Origin of the sequence: Pandoraea sp. 64-18 (assembly GCF_001899225.1) — a bacterium.
Taxonomy (GTDB): domain Bacteria; phylum Pseudomonadota; class Gammaproteobacteria; order Burkholderiales; family Burkholderiaceae; genus Pandoraea; species Pandoraea cepalis.
In genome coordinates this window covers 13,561-29,090 of sequence record NZ_MKVU01000005.1, presented here as the reverse complement: position 1 = coordinate 29,090, position 15,530 = coordinate 13,561, and the positions used below count along the sequence as shown (strand labels likewise).

Below are 15,530 nucleotides of genomic sequence, written 5' to 3'. Positions count from 1 at the left end.
CCGGAATTAAGACGCTCATGACGAATATTCACCCCACTGCAGTCGTCGATGCGAAGGCGCAACTGGCCGACGACGTCGTCGTCGGTCCCTATGCGATCATCGGGCCGAATGTCACAGTCGGCGCCGGTACGCAGATTCTCTCGCACTCGATTGTCGACGGTCATACGACGCTGGGCGAGGGCAACAAGATTGGCCCGTTCGCCTCGATCGGCGGCAGTCCGCAGGATATGAAGTACGCCGGCGAGCCGACGCGGCTCGTCATCGGCGATCGCAATACGATTCGCGAATTCACGACGATTCACACCGGTACGGTGCAGGACGGCGGTCTGACCGGCGTCGGCAACGACAACTGGATCATGGCTTACGTGCACATCGCGCACGATTGCCACGTGGGCAACCACACGGTCTTCTCGAGCAACGCGCAATTGGCGGGTCACGTCATTGTTGGCGACTGGGCGATCGTTGGCGGCATGACCGGGGTGCACCAGTTCGTGCGCATTGGCGCGCACTCGATGATCGGTGGCGCGTCGGTGCTCGTGCAGGACGTGCCGCCGTTCGTCATCGCCTCGGGCGACCGTGCAGTGCCTTACGGCATCAACGTCGAGGGGCTGCGTCGCCGCAACTTCACGGCTGACGCGATCACGGCGCTGCGTCACGCGTACAAGCTGCTCTACAAGAGTGGGCTGACGCTCGACGAAGCGAAGGTGCAGATCGAAGCCTTCGGTAACGCGGGTGCCCCGGACGTGTCCGATGCCGTGCGCGCGCTGCTCGACTTCCTCAACGCCAGCACGCGCGGTATCGTGCGCTGACCCATGCCGCCGACCCTTCCCGGTGCCGGCCAGCGAACCCTGGCGATGGTGGCCGGGGAGCTGTCCGGCGATCTCATTGCCGGCAACGTGCTTGCCGGTCTCAAGCAGAGCCTTCCGTCCGACATCGCTTACGCCGGTGTCGGCGGTCCGCATATGGCGGAGGAGGGCTTCGATGCTTATTGGCCCATCGACAAGCTCTCCGTCATGGGCTATGTCGAAGTCATTAAGCATTTGCGCGAGATTCTCTCGATTCGCAAGCAACTTCGCGAGCGCTGGCTGGCCGAGAAGCCGCTCGCGTTCGTCGGCTTCGATGCCCCCGACTTCAACTTCGATCTCGAAATCAAGCTGCGTGAGGCGGGCATTCCCACGATTCATTTCGTGAGCCCGTCGATCTGGGCGTGGCGCGGGGGGCGCATCAAGAAGATCAAGCGCGCCGTCGATCACATGTTGTGCCTGTTCCCGTTCGAGCCGGAGATTTACCGTCGGGCAGGCATCGACGCGACGTTTGTCGGCCATCCGATGGCCGACAAGATTCCGATGGTGCCCGATGTCGCAGGCGCGCGCGCCAGGCTGGCGCTGCAAGGCACTGGCCCGGTCGTCGCTATTTTGCCGGGTAGCCGGACGTCGGAAGTGCAACGGCTCACGCCCGTGTTCTTCGCGGCCATGCGCCTGCTGGCCGAGCGCGAGCCGTCGATTCAGTTCGTGCTCCCGGCGGCGACGCCGCGGCTGCGCACGTTGATGCAACCGATCGTGGACGCGCATAGCGATCTCAACCTGACCGTGATCGACGGCCGAGCACCGCTCGCATTGGAGGCGGCGGACAGCGTGCTTCTGGCGAGCGGTACCGCCACGCTGGAAGCGGCCCTTTACAAGAAGCCGATGGTCATCTCCTACAAGGTGCCTTGGTTGACGGCGCAGATCATGAAGCGTCAGGGTTATCTGCCGTACGTAGGTTTGCCGAACATTCTGTCGGGCGAGTTCGTCGTGCCGGAGTTGTTGCAGCAGTTCGCGACCCCGGAAGCACTCGCTGACGCCGTCTGGAAGCAATTGACCGACCCGGCGTTGCGCGCGTCCTTGCAGGTGCGCTTCACGAAGATCCACGAGCAACTGCGCCAAAATACGGCCGCGCGCGCGGCAGAAGTGATCGAGCGCGTGCTGCGTGAGAAGGGGCGGTTATGAGCGAGGAAGTGAAGGGGCGTCGCGGTGCGCGCAAGGGGACCTCGGGCGACGACGTACCGGCCGCAAAGCCGCGTCCCCGCGCGCCCAAGGCGACGCTACCGCAAATGGCGCTCGATCTGTTCGCCGACGTGGCTGCCGAACTGACTTGCGGCGTGGATGAAGTGGGGCGCGGCCCGCTCGCAGGGCCTGTCGTGACGGCGGCAGTGATTCTCGACCCGGCGCGTCCGATCAAGGGGCTGGCCGACTCCAAGAAGCTCACGGCGCAGCGTCGCGAGGCGCTTTACGAGGAGATCGTTGAACGTTCGCTCGCCTATTGCATTGCCGAGGCAAGTGTGGCGGAGATCGATTCACTGAACATTCTCCACGCGACGATGCTCGCGATGCAGCGCGCGGTGAACGGACTCCCGCGTGTTCCGACGCTGGCGCTCATCGATGGCAATCGCTGCCCCGCGTTGCCGATGCGCGCGGAGGCCATCGTCAAGGGCGACGACAAGGTGCCTGCGATTTCAGCCGCGTCGATTCTCGCGAAGGTCACACGCGACCGCCAACTGGTCGCGATGCACGAGGCATTCCCGCAGTACGGTTTCGATGAGCATGTCGGTTACGGCACGCCGCGCCATCTCGCCGCGCTGCGTCTGCACGGACCGAGTCCGCATCATCGCCAATCGTTCGCGCCGGTGCGCGAGGCCTTTGCATTGTTCGGCGGGCTTACCGTCGCCCGCGTGGGCCATTCGTCATGAAGCTGATCAGTTCCAAAGACAACCCGTTCTACAAGCGGCTAAAACAGTTGGCGCAGTCGAATCCGCAGCGGCGCAAACTCGGCCAGACGCTGCTCGAAGGCGTGCACCTGGCCGACGCCTATCTCGACGCGCTCGGACAGCCGCTTGTTTGCGTGGCAGCGGAATCGGCGCTGGAGAACCCCGAAGTGGCACAGATCTGGGCGCGCGTAGACGGTGATCGGCGCGTGTGTCTGCCGCATGCGCTGTTCGAGCCGTTGTCGACGCTCGTCAACGGTGTGCCGCTGCTTTTCGTGATCGAGATGCCGTCGGGGCACCTGCCGGCAACGCAAACGACGGATTGCGTCATTCTCGACGCCGTGCAGGACGCGGGCAATGTCGGTTCGATCCTGCGTAGCGCGGCGGCGGCCGGTGTTCGCGACGTGTATTGCATGTCGGGCACGGCGCTCGCTTGGTCTAGCAAGGTGCTACGTGCCGGTATGGGGGCACATTTCTCGCTGAACATCGTGGAGCATTGCACGCCGGATTCGCTCGCGCCGCGCTTGTCGGTGCCGTTGCTGGCGACGAGCTTGCAGGCCAGCACGTCGCTCTATGCGCAGGATCTGCGTGCGCCGGTGGCGTGGGTGTTCGGAAACGAGGGGGCCGGTGTGTCCCCGCAGTGGCTCGAACGCGTGCAACGGCCGATCCGTATCCCGCAGCCGGGCGGCATGGAGTCGCTTAACGTGGCGGCTTGTGCAGCCATCTGCCTGTTCGAAGCGGTGCGTCAGCGGCTCTCCTGAGGCGACGCGCGGCGGGGCGCACGGGGAGATCCGGGATATCAACAAGAAGGGACGCTCATGGCGTCCCTTCCTGCATTCGGCATGGCGCATGCATGCGCGGCGGGCAACGTCAGTAGACGTCACGCTCCAGCTTGATTTCCTGCAGTATGGTCGTGGCGATTTCTTCAATCGACTTGTGCGTCGAGGACAGCCACTTGATGCCCTCGCGCCGCATCATCGCCTCGGCCTCGTTGACCTCGTATCGGCAGTTTTCCAGCGACGCATACTTGCTGCCGGGGCGACGTTCGTTGCGAATCTCCGAGAGGCGTTGCGGATCGATGGAAAGCCCGAAAATCTTTTCCTTGTACTGATCGAGCGTGGAGGGCAGCTTCTCACGCACGAAGTCTTCTGGAATCAACGGATAGTTCGCGGCCTTCACGCCGTATTGCATGGCGAGATAGAGCGTCGTGGGTGTCTTGCCGCTGCGCGACACGCCCACGAGGATCACATCCGCGCTTTGCAGGTTCTTGTTGGACTGCCCGTCGTCATGCGCGAGCGAGAAATTCACCGCCTCGATCCGGTTCTTGTACGCCTCACTGTCGGCGTTCTGGTGGACGCGGCCGATGGCGTGCATCGACTTGAGGCCCAGCTCCAGTTCCAGCGGTTCGATGAACGTCTGGAACATGTCGAGAATCACGCCCTGGCAATTGCGCAGGATCTCATTGGCCCGGGCATCGACGAGCGTGCTGAAAATGATCGGGCGGATGTTGTCGGTCCGATACATTTCATTGATCCGTTGCGCCGTTTCATAGGCTTTATCGACGGAATCCACGAAAGGAACGCGAATCTGACGAAAACGCATCTCGAACTGCGCGAGGATCGAATGCGCGAAGGTTTCGGCAGTAATCCCCGTGCCGTCGGACACGATGAAGACCGGGCGCGCAGCCACCGGTTGGGTCGGTGCGGCGGGGGATGTCGGGGAGTTTCCGGGTGTCGTGGCGTCGGTCATGCGCAGAATCGCAAAATGGTGCGTTGCACGGTAGAATAGCGGCAACTTGTTGGATAAGCAATTGTGCGACCGTCGCGCGCCGCCCGGCTTCAGGCCCGTGGGGCGGGGCGTCGCGGGAAGTCTGGAGGGGGCGTCGCTCGTCGTCGAGACCTTGCCCCCGGTTCATGACGCCGCGTATGCGCGATTTCTTATCCAACAGGTCGATCGGCCCCTGTCAGTCCCAGCCGATCCTCCGAGAATTTTTTTTCTTACCTTAGGGGCTTTTATGACTAACGCAGCACACGACGGCGCCTACGTGGTGCCGTTTGAGCATCTGCGCATGACCGACGTCGAGTCGGTCGGCGGCAAGAATGCATCGCTTGGCGAAATGATCAGCCAACTGGCCGGTGCCGGCGTGCGCGTGCCGGGTGGTTTCGCCACGACGGCCTACGCCTTCCGCGAATTCCTCCATCACAACAACCTGACCGAGCGTGTCGCCCAGCGCCTTGAGGGTTTGGATGTGGATGACGTCAAGGCGCTCGCGCAAGCCGGTGCCGAAATCCGTCAATGGATCGTCGACGCCCCGCTGCAGCCGCAGCTTGAGAAGGATATCCGCGAGCAGTTTGCCCGTATCACGGCCGATCAGCCGGACGCATCGTTCGCCGTGCGCTCCTCGGCTACCGCGGAAGACTTGCCCGACGCATCGTTCGCCGGTCAGCAGGAAAGCTATCTGAACGTCGTCGGCATCGAAGACGTGCTCGATCGCATGAAGCACGTGTTCGCGTCGCTGTACAACGACCGGGCCATTTCGTACCGCGTTCACAAGGGCTTCACGCACGCCGAAGTGGCGTTGTCGGCCGGCGTGCAGCGTATGGTGCGCTCGGACTGCGGCGCGTCGGGCGTGATGTTCACGATCGACACTGAGTCGGGCTTCCAGGACGTCGTTTTCATCACGGCCAGCTACGGCCTGGGGGAAACGGTTGTGCAGGGCGCCGTGAACCCGGACGAGTTCTACGTCTTCAAGCCGACGCTCAAGGCCGGCAAGTACCCGATCATTCGCCGCACGCTCGGCTCGAAGCTGCTCAAGATGGAATTCACGCAACCGGGCGAGCCGGGCCGCGTGAAGACCATCGACGTGCCGATGGAACTGCGCAACCGTTACTCGATCACCGACGACGATTGCGTCGAGCTGGCCAAGTTCGCGCTGATCATTGAGAAGCACTACGGCCGTCCGATGGACATCGAGTGGGGCAAGGACGGTAAGGACGGCAAGATCTACATTCTGCAGGCACGTCCGGAAACCGTGAAGAGCCAGGCGATCGGCAAGGTCGAGCAGCGCTTCAAGCTCAAGGGCGAGGCGCCGGTATTGGCCACGGGCCGTGCCATCGGCCAGAAGATCGGTGCAGGCGCAGTGCGCGTGATCATGGACCCGAGCGAGATGGAACGCGTGCAGCCGGGCGACGTGCTGGTGGCCGACATGACCGACCCGAACTGGGAGCCGGTGATGAAGCGTGCCGCCGCCATCGTGACGAACCGCGGCGGCCGTACCTGCCACGCGGCGATCATCGCGCGCGAACTGGGGGTGCCGGCCGTCGTGGGTTGCGGCGACGCCACCGACGTGCTGAAGGATGGCGCGCTCGTGACCGTCTCGTGCGCCGAGGGCGACGAAGGCAAGATTTACGACGGGCTGCTCGAAACCGAAATCACCGAGATCCACCGCGGCGAAATGCCGAAGATCCCGGTGAAGATCATGATGAACGTGGGCAACCCGCAACTCGCCTTCGACTTCGCGCAACTGCCGAACGAAGGCGTGGGTCTGGCGCGTCTGGAATTCATCATCAACAACAACATCGGTGTGCACCCGCGCGCGATTCTCGAGTACCCGAACATCGACGCCGACCTGAAGAAAGCGGTCGAATCGGTGGCTCGCGGTCATGCATCGCCCCGCGCGTTCTATGTCGACAAGCTGGCCGAAGGGATCGCCACGATTGCCGCTGCCTTCTATCCGAAGAGCGTGATCGTGCGTCTGTCGGACTTCAAGTCGAACGAGTACAAGAAGCTCATTGGCGGTTCGCGCTACGAGCCGGATGAAGAAAACCCGATGCTGGGCTTCCGTGGCGCGTCGCGTTACATCTCGGAAGATTTCGCCGAAGCGTTCGAAATGGAGTGCCGTGCGCTCAAGCGCGTGCGCGACGAAATGGGCCTGACCAATGTCGAGATCATGGTGCCGTTCGTGCGTACGCTGGGCCAGGCGGAGCGTGTGGTCAACATGCTGGCCGGTTACGGCCTGAAGCGTGGCGAGAACGGTCTGAAGCTGGTGATGATGTGCGAAGTGCCGTCGAACGCCATTCTGGCCGATGAGTTCCTCGAGTACTTCGACGGATTCTCGATCGGTTCGAACGACCTGACGCAGCTCACGCTGGGTCTGGACCGCGATTCGGGCATGGAGCTGCTGGCCAAGGACTTCGACGAGCGCGACCCGGCGGTGCGGTTCATGCTCAGTCGTGCGATCAAGGCGTGCCTGTCCAAGGGCAAGTACGTCGGCATCTGCGGTCAGGGCCCGTCGGACCATCCGGATCTGGCCGTGTGGCTGGCGAACGAAGGCATTGCATCGATGTCGTTGAACCCGGACACGGTGATGGAAACGTGGCAACAACTCGCCAAACTGGCGAAGTAACCGTCGCCGACGGTCACGATATCGACCTCGGTTAGGACGCGTCCGAGTGGCACCTCGGACGCTGCCGAAAGGCTGACGCATCCCTTGGGATGCGCGCGCTGATCGGTGGGTTTCGTGCTATAAACCCCGGTATCACACCGGGGTTTTTTTGTGTCTGGGAGTTGCAATGGAACAGGCTTGGCTGTGGTTCGGCATTGCCGGATTGACCGTGGTGCTGGAGCTGGCAAGTGGTACGTTCTATCTCCTGATGGTGGCGCTCGGCATGACGGCCGGTGGTATTGCGGCGCTGTTGCGTATCGACTGGCCATTGCAGTGGGTGGCAGCGGCGGCGGTCGCGGGCGTGGCGGTCTGGATTCTGCGCCGCAGCCGCTTCGGTCAGCGGCGCATCAAGGTCGACGCGACGGCCGACCCCAATACCAACCTCGATATCGGGCAGCGTCTGCGCGTGGATGTCTGGGGTCCTGACGGTCAGGCGCGGGCGATGTATCGCGGTGCCGAATGGGACGTCGAACTTTTGCCCGGCGAGTTGCCCAGCGCAGGATGGTTCGTCATTTGCGAGGTTCGCGGCAGCCGGCTGTACGTCGCGCACGTGACGGCATAGTCGCCGGGACCGGCGCGCAAACGCGCGTCTCGCTTTCGCTTCGGCGTCGTCGCATGGCATGCATTGCATCGTATCGCCCGTGGTCGCGGGTGACGGGGAATTCGCCCGCCGTCATGGCAGGCGCTTCAAGGGGGGAACATGTTTTCCAACGTCGCGTTTATTCTCTTCATCATCGCCGTGATCATTGCGGCACGCTCGATCAAGATCGTGCCGCAGCAGCACGCCTGGGTGGTCGAGCGTCTCGGCAAGTATCACGCGACGCTCACACCGGGACTGTCCATCGTTGTGCCATTCGTGGATCGCGTGGCATACAAACATATGCTCAAGGAAGTGCCGCTCGACGTGCCGAGCCAGGTCTGTATCACGAAGGACAACACGCAGTTGCAGGTCGACGGAATTCTGTACTTCCAGGTCACGGATCCCATGAAGGCGTCGTATGGGTCGAGCAACTTCATCATCGCCATTACGCAACTGGCGCAAACGACGCTGCGTAGCGTGGTCGGCAAGCTCGAACTCGACAAGACGTTCGAGGAGCGCGAATTCATCAACCACAGTGTGGTGAATGCCCTCGACGAGGCGGCGTCGAACTGGGGCGTGAAGGTCTTGCGCTATGAAATCAAGGACCTCACGCCGCCGAAGGAGATCCTGCATGCGATGCAGGCGCAGATCACGGCCGAGCGCGAAAAGCGCGCGTTGATCGCGGCGTCGGAAGGCAAGAAGCAGGAACAGATCAACCTGGCGTCCGGTGCGAGGGAGGCGGCGATTCAGAAGTCGGAAGGGGAGCGTCAGGCCGCGATCAACCAGGCGCAAGGTCAGGCCTCGGCCATTCTGGCGGTGGCGGAAGCCAACGCCGAGGCCATCCACAAGGTTGCGACGGCCATTCAGACGCAGGGCGGTATGGAAGCGGTCAACCTGAAGGTCGCGGAGCAGTACGTGGAAGCGTTCAGCAAGATCGCCCGAACCAATAACACCTTGATCGTGCCGGGGAATCTGACGGACATGAGCAGCATGATCGCCTCGGCGCTCAAGATTGTGCGTGGTACCGAAGGCGGTTCGACGGCGGGTGGGTCGACGGCGAGCGGTGACAATGTGGGGGGCTTCGGCCATTCGGGGGCACGACGTTAGTCCGGCCGCGCAAAGAAAAACGGCCCGCGCTGAACTGAACCACCCAACGTCTGGGGTTCAGTGCAATGCGGGCCGTTTTCGCTGGGTAGCGGGCGGAGGCGGTGGTCTGCCTCGATGCACACGCCCCCTGATGCAGCGCCTTACGTCGGCGTGCGCATCAGGCGCGCTCGCTCGCGTTCCCAGTCGCGCGCCTTTTCCGTCTCCCGCTTATCGTGCAGCTTCTTGCCCTTGGCCAGCCCTATCTCGCATTTCACGAGGCCTTTGCTGTAGTGCAGGTTCAGCGGTACGAGCGTGTAGCCGCGTTGCTCCACCTTGCCGATGAGCTTCTTGATTTCGTCGGCCTTGAGCAAGAGCTTCCGGGTGCGCACGGGGTCGGGGTTGATGTGCGTCGATGCGGATTGCAGCGGGCTGATGTGTGTGCCGATCAGAAAGATCTCGCCATGCTTGATGACGACATAGCCTTCCTTGATCTGCGCCCGCCCGGCGCGAATGGCCTTGACTTCCCACCCTTCGAGCGCGATCCCGGCTTCGTATCGCTCCTCGATGAAGTAATCGAAGAAGGCCTTCTTGTTGTCGATGATGCTCATGGATCCTTGGCGGGTAACTTGGTCGGACCCGGTGAGTCGGGCTCGGGTAAAATACCGATTTTAACAAAGAGTCTCGGCAACAGGCGGCTTGCGTCGCGCGCGCATCGATATGACCTCGATGGCCGACGCGTCCTGCATGCACCTCGACCGACAGACGATGGCCGAAGTCAGTAAAACCGTTCTCGTGCATTTCTCCGCTGAGCAAATGTACGACCTGGTGACCAATGTCGCCGATTACCCCAAATTCCTGCCCTGGTGCGGTGGTGTCGATATTCGGCACCAGGACGAGCACAGCATGGAGGCGTCGTTGATCATCGACTTCAAAGGGCTGAAGCACTCGTTCGCGACGCGCAATCTCCAGGAGCGCCCGCATTCCATTCAGATGACCTTCGTCGAAGGGCCTTTCAAACGTTTTCACGGCACCTGGAAGTTCACGCCGCTGCGCGAGAACGCTTGCAAGATCGAGTTCGGCCTTCACTACGAATTTGCGAGTTTTCTGCTCGAGAAGGTGATCGGCCCGGTATTCAGCCACATCGCCAATACGTTCGTCGACGCCTTTGTCAAACGTGCGGAGACCGTTTATGCCGGGTGAGGTGAATGTCGAGGTTTGCTACGCATTGCCCGCAGAGCAGACGATCGTCGCGCTGACGTTGCCGCAAGGCGCCACAATGCGCGAGGCGATCGAGCGCAGCGGGCTGCTGCAGCGGTTTCCGGAGTTGGACATGTCGCGCATGAAAGCCGGCGTCTTCGGTAAGCTGCGCGCGCTTGACGCCGCCGTGGAGGACGGGGATCGCATCGAAATCTACCGGGCGTTGAAGGCCGATCCCAAGCTCGCGCGTCAGCGACGCGTGGAAAAGGTACGCAACGAAGGGAGCCGAGAAGGGCAGAAATGGCTCGGTAGCCGTCGCGGCAGTTGACGTCTGCGGTGTGTGACCCGGTGCCGCGCTGACCGGCAAGCTAACCAAAACGCTCGCGTGGGCGCTGAGTGGAGTGTTAAGTGTTGCGCTAGCGGGGGGGGCGCCGATTAGCGTCTTTATTCGAATCACGGGGCGCGAATCAGTGCGCCGATTTCCGTGCATGCAATCTTACCGAAGCGCTGACACCCGCTAGCAGCAACGCGATGGCGGCGAGTTCCAGCAGGCGTGGCAAGCGCTGTTCGTAGACAAAGCCGTAAATCAGCGCGAAGAGCGTTTCAAACACGATCATCTGTCCCGACAGGGTGAGCGGTAGCCGTCGGCTTGCCGCATTCCAGAACGCATTGCCAATGGTCGATGCGCCCACCGCTACGGCGATGTTCACGATCAGAAACATCTGCCAGTCGCGCGGCGCGTCGAGCACGACCGGGTGCGGGAGCCACACGGCCGGAATCGCCAGCATGAGCGCGAGCACGCCCGTGGCGACGCCCGTCAGCAGCGACCATTCCTGACTCGTGAAGTGTCCGAATCGCGCCAGATAGCGGGCGTTGGCTACCGCATACCATGTCCAACTCACGAGCGCGCCGACTGCGCAGCCAATGCCGGCGAGGGTGAGCCGCCAGTCTCCGCCGCTTGCCGAGGCGTGGGCGAACACGTCGACGTTGATGCAGACGATGCCCGCCGCGACCAGTACCAGGGGCCCCGCCAGCCGCGACAGGGGGAGGGCGCCGTGGTCACGGCTGCCGACCAGTGTGACCGTTACGGGCAGCACGCCTACGATCAACGAGGCCGGCGCAATCCCCGCCATCTGGACCGCGCCCGCGAGAAACAGGTAGTAGATGAGATTGCCGACAAGACTCAGCCGGAACAGCGCCCGCCAGTCACTGCCAGTGACGGTATGCCGTAGACGCGCCCAGAGGGGAGCGAGCAGCACGGCGGATACCAGTCCATACAGGACGTAACGGGCGGCCGACAGTTCCAGCGGCGAGAACCCGGGCAGCAGGCGAGGGGCCAGGAAGACCAGGCCCCACAAGGCGCCCGCAGCCAGTCCGAAAGAAATGCCTTGCCCCATGAAATTCGTACCCGTGGTTCGTGTTGGCGAGATGCCGATGATCCGCGCCGGACATCGCCTCGTTATACCGGCCGGGGCGGTGCAGGAAGGGCCGAAGAATAGCATGGGCCCAGGGCGCCGCTCTTGTGAAATCCGGCAGTCGGCTGGGTTGGCAAATCGGTCGCCGCGAGGCGCGGATGCGCGTTCGTTCCGGCCCTCGGGGAAAAAGCCCCTTGACATGTGGGGCAGACGTGCCATGCGTCCTGCGATTTCTGTATAATTCGGTTTTGCGCCTATAGGATTTGCCATGCGTCTGATCCAAAAAGCACTCACTTTCGATGACGTGCTCCTCGTCCCGGCTTACTCTGCCGTTCTTCCGCGCGACACCAGCCTGAAAACCAAGCTCACGCGCAACATCACCTTGAACATGCCTTTGCTGTCGGCCGCCATGGATACGGTGACCGAAGCGCGTCTGGCTATCGCCATGGCACAACAGGGCGGCATCGGCATTATTCACAAGAATCTGAAGCCGGCCGAGCAGGCGCGTGAAGTGTCGAAGGTCAAGCGCTTTGAATCAGGCGTTCTGCGCGATCCGATCACGATTCCGCCGCACATGAAGGTGCGCGATGTGATCGCGTTGTCGCGCCAGCATGGCATTTCCGGTTTCCCGGTCGTCGAGGGCGCTCAGCTCATCGGTATCGTGACGAACCGTGACCTGCGTTTCGAGAGCCGCCTGGACGAGCCGGTGCGCGCGATCATGACGCCCAAGGAAAAGCTCATCACCGTGCGCGAAGGCGCGTCGCCGGCCGATGCCGAGCACTTGATGCACAGCCACCGCCTGGAGCGCGTGCTGGTCGTCAATGACGCCTTCGAACTGCGCGGCCTGATGACCGTCAAGGACATCATGAAGGCGACCGAGCACCCGCTCGCGAACAAGGACGAGCACGGCAAGCTGCGTGTCGGCGCCGCCGTTGGCGTGGGCGCGGACAATGAAGAGCGTGTCGAGCTGCTGGTGGCGGCGGGTGTCGACGTGATCGTGGTCGACACGGCGCACGGCCACAGCCAGGGTGTGCTGGATCGCGTGCAGTGGGTCAAGAAGCATTTCCCGCAGATCGAAGTGGTCGGCGGCAACATCGCGACGGCGAGTGCCGCCGTGGCGCTGGTCGAACATGGGGCGGACGCCGTCAAGGTCGGTATCGGCCCGGGCTCGATCTGCACGACGCGTATTGTGGCGGGCGTGGGTGTGCCGCAAATCACGGCAATTGCCAACGTCGCCGAAGCGCTCAAGGACACGGGTGTTCCGCTCATCGCGGACGGTGGTATTCGTTACTCGGGCGACATCTCCAAGGCGCTGGCCGCTGGCGCGCACACGGTGATGATGGGCAGCATGTTCTCGGGCACGGAAGAAGCGCCGGGCGAGGTGTTCCTGTACCAGGGCCGTTCGTACAAGAGCTATCGCGGCATGGGTTCGGTGGGGGCAATGAAGGATGGCGCCGCCGACCGTTACTTCCAGGATCCGGCCAACAACGCCGACAAGCTGGTGCCGGAAGGCATTGAAGGCCGTGTGGCCTACAAGGGCAGCGTGATGGCCATCCTGCATCAGTTGACGGGCGGTATCCGTTCGTCGATGGGGTATCTGGGTTGCCCGACGATCCAGGACCTGCACGAGAAGGCGGAGTTTGTACAAATCACGGCCGCCGGCATGCGCGAATCGCATGTGCACGACGTCCAGATCATGAAGGAAGCCCCCAACTACCACGTGGAGTAATCACCCATGAAGGCCATGTTGCGTACGGTACTGTTCCTCGATGCGGCGTTGAATCTGGCACTCGGTGTGCTGTTGATCGCGTCGTTCTGGTCATCGCTGTATGCGGCCATTGAAGTGCCCGCGCCATCGCCCGTGCTGTATGCGCAGGCGCTTGGCGTGGCCTTCGTCGGCGTGGCCTGGCTGCAATGGCACGCCACCGTGAACGGCCAGTTGACGGCGACCGTCGCGAAAGTGACGGGGCATATCAACTGGGTGATCGGTGCTTTCGTGCTGGGGTGGCTGATTTCCGGCCAGTTGGCGGTGACGGGGGGCGGCAAGTGGTTGATGCCGGCGCTCGGGGCCGTCTTGCTGGTGGTGGGTGCCATTCTCGTCAAGCTGGCGTCGAGCGTGCGTACGAAAGAGCGCGTGCAGGCGGCACAGCAGGCGGCCGGTCGCGGGCGTGGCGGGGTCGTGAGCGACACCCGGCGCGACGCACCGTACGATGATCCCGATGCCCGGGCCGGCGACGAGGCCCGAGGCAAGCGCGCTGAGCCGCGCATGGAGGCGCCTCGCGGCGGCTCCGCTTCCGTCAATACCACGCCGGTCGCGCCTGCGGGCACCACCGGCATTGTCACGCCCGTGCCTTCCGCCACGGCGCCGACGTCCAACGAATCCACTTCCTCCGTACCTCACGATGCACGACAAAATCCTCATTCTTGACTTCGGTTCGCAAGTCACCCAGCTCATCGGCCGCCGCGTTCGCGAAGCGCACGTTTACTGCGAGATCCACCCGAACGACGTGTCGGACGAGTTCATTCGTGAATTCAATCCGAAGGCGATCATTCTGTCGGGTAGCCATGCGAGCACGTATGAGGATCAGGATCTGCGTGCCCCGCAGGCCGTCTGGGATCTGGGCGTGCCGGTGCTGGGCATTTGCTACGGTATGTTCGCGATGACGGTTCAGTTGGGCGGTCAGGTCGAGGCTAGCCATCATCGCGAGTTCGGTTACGCCGAAGTGCGTGCGCAGGGCCATACGCCGCTGCTCGACGGTATCGAGGATTTCCGTACGGCTGAAGGCCACGGCATGCTGAAGGTGTGGATGAGCCACGGTGACAAGGTCACGCATTTGCCGCCGGGTTTTGTGCTGATGGCGTCAACGCCGAGCTGCCCGATCGCCGGCATGGCGGACGTGTCGCGTCACTACTATGCGGTGCAGTTCCACCCGGAAGTCACGCACACCGTGAAGGGACGTGAGTTGCTCGAGCGTTTCGTGCTGGAGATTGCCGGGGCGAAGCCGGACTGGATCATGCGCGACCACATCGAGGAAGCCGTCAAGGCGATTCGCGAGCAGGTGGGCGACGAGGAAGTGATTCTGGGCTTGTCGGGCGGTGTCGATTCGAGTGTTGCGGCGGCGCTGATTCATCGCGCCATTGGCGACCAACTGACGTGCGTGTTCGTCGATCACGGTCTGCTGCGTTTGAACGAAGGCCAAATGGTGATGGAGATGTTCGAAGGCCGACTGCATGCGAAGGTTGTGCACGTGGATGCCGCCGAGCAGTTCATGGGGCATTTGAAGGGCGTGACCGATCCGGAGCAGAAGCGCAAGATCATCGGCCGTGAGTTCGTTGAAGTGTTCCAGGCGGAAGCGAAGAAGCTGAAGAATGCGAAGTGGCTGGCGCAAGGCACGATCTATCCGGACGTGATCGAGTCGGGCGGGGCGAAGACGAAGAAGGCGACGACGATCAAGAGCCACCACAACGTGGGTGGCTTGCCGGAGACGCTGGGTCTGAAGCTGCTGGAGCCGCTGCGCGACCTGTTCAAGGATGAAGTGCGCGAGCTGGGCGTGGCGCTGGGTCTGCCGCACGACATGGTTTATCGTCACCCGTTCCCGGGCCCGGGTCTGGGTGTGCGCATTCTGGGCGAAGTGAAGCGCGATTACGCCGATCTGCTGCGTCGCGCCGATGCGATCTTCATCGAAGAGCTGCGCAACACGGTTGAGCCGAACAGCGGCAAGACGTGGTACGAGCTGACGAGCCAGGCCTTCGCGGTGTTCCTGCCGGTCAAGAGTGTGGGCGTGATGGGAGATGGCCGCACGTATGAGTGGGTGGTGGCGCTGCGCGCCGTGCAGACGCAAGACTTCATGACGGCGCACTGGGCACACCTGCCGCATGATCTGCTCGGCAAGGTGTCGAACCGCATCATTAACGAAGTGCGTGGTTTGAACCGGGTCGTGTATGACATCTCGGGCAAGCCGCCTGCGACGATCGAGTGGGAGTGAATTGACGTCCGGCACCGGCCGGCATCGACTGGCAGTAAAACACATCTAAGCCCGCGATTTTGCGGGCTTTTTTGTATTC

Annotated in this window: 14 protein-coding genes and 1 pseudogene; 12 read left to right on the top strand and 3 right to left on the bottom strand. The window is 62.7% G+C overall.

Going from position 1 to position 15,530, the window contains the following annotated elements; translation table 11 throughout:
* The first annotated feature begins 17 nt into the window (after positions 1–17).
* The 4 genes from lpxA (at position 18) to BGP02_RS01700 (ending at position 3,504) form a co-directional block, all read left to right on the top strand.
* Positions 18–809, top strand: coding sequence for an acyl-ACP--UDP-N-acetylglucosamine O-acyltransferase (gene lpxA, locus BGP02_RS01715; protein ID WP_017234129.1), 792 nt, complete (start codon positions 18–20; stop codon positions 807–809).
* A 3-nt stretch (positions 810–812) separates the two neighbouring features.
* The gene (lpxB, locus tag BGP02_RS01710) at positions 813–1,988 is read left to right on the top strand and encodes a lipid-A-disaccharide synthase (protein ID WP_026131980.1); all 1,176 of its coding nucleotides are present in this window, start codon (positions 813–815) and stop codon (positions 1,986–1,988) included.
* A 104-nt stretch (positions 1,989–2,092) separates the two neighbouring features.
* Entirely contained in the window at positions 2,093–2,728 is a 636-nt protein-coding gene (gene rnhB, locus BGP02_RS01705) for a ribonuclease HII (protein WP_051060196.1), read from the top strand.
* Positions 2,725–3,504, top strand: coding sequence for a TrmH family RNA methyltransferase (locus BGP02_RS01700; RefSeq protein ID WP_017234126.1), 780 nt, complete (start codon positions 2,725–2,727; stop codon positions 3,502–3,504). Before rnhB ends, BGP02_RS01700 begins: the two co-directional genes overlap by 4 nt.
* 109 nt (positions 3,505–3,613) lie before the next feature.
* Here BGP02_RS01700 and ppsR read toward each other — a convergent pair whose 3' ends face one another.
* Entirely contained in the window at positions 3,614–4,492 is an 879-nt protein-coding gene (gene ppsR, locus BGP02_RS01695) for a posphoenolpyruvate synthetase regulatory kinase/phosphorylase PpsR (RefSeq protein WP_150564786.1), read from the bottom strand.
* A gap of 265 nt (positions 4,493–4,757) precedes the next feature.
* Here ppsR and ppsA point away from each other — a divergent pair, with 265 nt between their 5' ends.
* The 3 genes from ppsA (at position 4,758) to BGP02_RS01680 (ending at position 8,874) form a co-directional block, all read left to right on the top strand.
* Complete coding sequence (ppsA, locus tag BGP02_RS01690) at positions 4,758–7,148, top strand: phosphoenolpyruvate synthase (protein ID WP_017234125.1); 2,391 nt, start codon at positions 4,758–4,760, stop codon at positions 7,146–7,148.
* 166 nt (positions 7,149–7,314) lie between these two features.
* Positions 7,315–7,749 carry an NfeD family protein gene (locus tag BGP02_RS01685; protein WP_017234124.1) on the top strand — a complete coding sequence of 145 codons (435 nt, stop codon included), beginning with the start codon at positions 7,315–7,317 and terminating at the stop codon, positions 7,747–7,749.
* A gap of 138 nt (positions 7,750–7,887) precedes the next feature.
* Entirely contained in the window at positions 7,888–8,874 is a 987-nt protein-coding gene (locus tag BGP02_RS01680; protein ID WP_017234123.1) for an SPFH domain-containing protein, read from the top strand.
* Between the two features lie 140 nt (positions 8,875–9,014).
* Here BGP02_RS01680 and smpB read toward each other — a convergent pair.
* Positions 9,015–9,464, bottom strand: a pseudogene (gene smpB, locus BGP02_RS01675) (SsrA-binding protein SmpB); the annotation flags it as partial.
* 154 nt (positions 9,465–9,618) lie between these two features.
* On the opposite strand from smpB, the gene BGP02_RS01670 reads away from it, so the two are divergent.
* Together BGP02_RS01670 and BGP02_RS01665 are read left to right on the top strand one after the other, a co-directional pair.
* Positions 9,619–10,053: a type II toxin-antitoxin system RatA family toxin gene (locus BGP02_RS01670; RefSeq protein ID WP_026131979.1), complete on the top strand. Its 435-nt coding sequence runs from the start codon at positions 9,619–9,621 to the stop codon at positions 10,051–10,053.
* On the top strand, positions 10,043–10,378 hold the full coding sequence (locus BGP02_RS01665; RefSeq protein ID WP_150564788.1) for an RnfH family protein: 336 nt from the start codon (positions 10,043–10,045) through the stop codon (positions 10,376–10,378). The genes BGP02_RS01670 and BGP02_RS01665 overlap by 11 nt, the downstream gene beginning before the upstream one ends.
* 139 nt (positions 10,379–10,517) lie before the next feature.
* On the opposite strand, the gene BGP02_RS01660 is transcribed toward BGP02_RS01665, so the two are convergent.
* Positions 10,518–11,447: a DMT family transporter gene (locus BGP02_RS01660; protein ID WP_017234119.1), complete on the bottom strand. Its 930-nt coding sequence runs from the start codon at positions 11,445–11,447 to the stop codon at positions 10,518–10,520.
* Positions 11,448–11,733: 286 nt separating this feature from the next.
* Here BGP02_RS01660 and guaB point away from each other — a divergent pair, with 286 nt between their 5' ends.
* Genes guaB through guaA form a run of 3 tightly spaced genes read left to right on the top strand, consistent with a single transcriptional unit; the run spans position 11,734 to position 15,451 of the window.
* On the top strand, positions 11,734–13,194 hold the full coding sequence (gene guaB, locus BGP02_RS01655) for an IMP dehydrogenase (protein ID WP_017234118.1): 1,461 nt from the start codon (positions 11,734–11,736) through the stop codon (positions 13,192–13,194).
* 6 nt (positions 13,195–13,200) lie between these two features.
* A complete protein-coding gene (locus BGP02_RS01650; RefSeq protein ID WP_017234117.1) occupies positions 13,201–13,893 on the top strand; it encodes a hypothetical protein in 693 nt (230 codons plus the stop codon).
* On the top strand, positions 13,868–15,451 hold the full coding sequence (guaA, locus tag BGP02_RS01645) for a glutamine-hydrolyzing GMP synthase (protein ID WP_261938679.1): 1,584 nt from the start codon (positions 13,868–13,870) through the stop codon (positions 15,449–15,451). The genes BGP02_RS01650 and guaA overlap by 26 nt, the downstream gene beginning before the upstream one ends.
* Positions 15,452–15,530 lie beyond the last annotated feature (79 nt).

Excerpts from the sequence above, each read along its gene's own strand:
- lpxA (WP_017234129.1), top strand. The coding sequence starts at position 18 with ATGACGAATATTCACCCCACTGCAGTCGTCGATGCGAAGGCGCAACTG.
- lpxB (WP_026131980.1), top strand. The coding sequence starts at position 813 with ATGCCGCCGACCCTTCCCGGTGCCGGCCAGCGAACCCTGGCGATGGTG.
- rnhB (WP_051060196.1), top strand. The coding sequence starts at position 2,093 with ATGGCGCTCGATCTGTTCGCCGACGTGGCTGCCGAACTGACTTGCGGC.
- BGP02_RS01700 (WP_017234126.1), top strand. The coding sequence starts at position 2,725 with ATGAAGCTGATCAGTTCCAAAGACAACCCGTTCTACAAGCGGCTAAAA.
- ppsR (WP_150564786.1), bottom strand. The coding sequence starts at position 4,492 with ATGACCGACGCCACGACACCCGGAAACTCCCCGACATCCCCCGCCGCA.
- ppsA (WP_017234125.1), top strand. The coding sequence starts at position 4,758 with ATGACTAACGCAGCACACGACGGCGCCTACGTGGTGCCGTTTGAGCAT.
- BGP02_RS01685 (WP_017234124.1), top strand. The coding sequence starts at position 7,315 with ATGGAACAGGCTTGGCTGTGGTTCGGCATTGCCGGATTGACCGTGGTG.
- BGP02_RS01680 (WP_017234123.1), top strand. The coding sequence starts at position 7,888 with ATGTTTTCCAACGTCGCGTTTATTCTCTTCATCATCGCCGTGATCATT.
- BGP02_RS01670 (WP_026131979.1), top strand. The coding sequence starts at position 9,619 with ATGGCCGAAGTCAGTAAAACCGTTCTCGTGCATTTCTCCGCTGAGCAA.
- BGP02_RS01665 (WP_150564788.1), top strand. The coding sequence starts at position 10,043 with ATGCCGGGTGAGGTGAATGTCGAGGTTTGCTACGCATTGCCCGCAGAG.
- BGP02_RS01660 (WP_017234119.1), bottom strand. The coding sequence starts at position 11,447 with ATGGGGCAAGGCATTTCTTTCGGACTGGCTGCGGGCGCCTTGTGGGGC.
- guaB (WP_017234118.1), top strand. The coding sequence starts at position 11,734 with ATGCGTCTGATCCAAAAAGCACTCACTTTCGATGACGTGCTCCTCGTC.
- BGP02_RS01650 (WP_017234117.1), top strand. The coding sequence starts at position 13,201 with ATGAAGGCCATGTTGCGTACGGTACTGTTCCTCGATGCGGCGTTGAAT.
- guaA (WP_261938679.1), top strand. The coding sequence starts at position 13,868 with ATGCACGACAAAATCCTCATTCTTGACTTCGGTTCGCAAGTCACCCAG.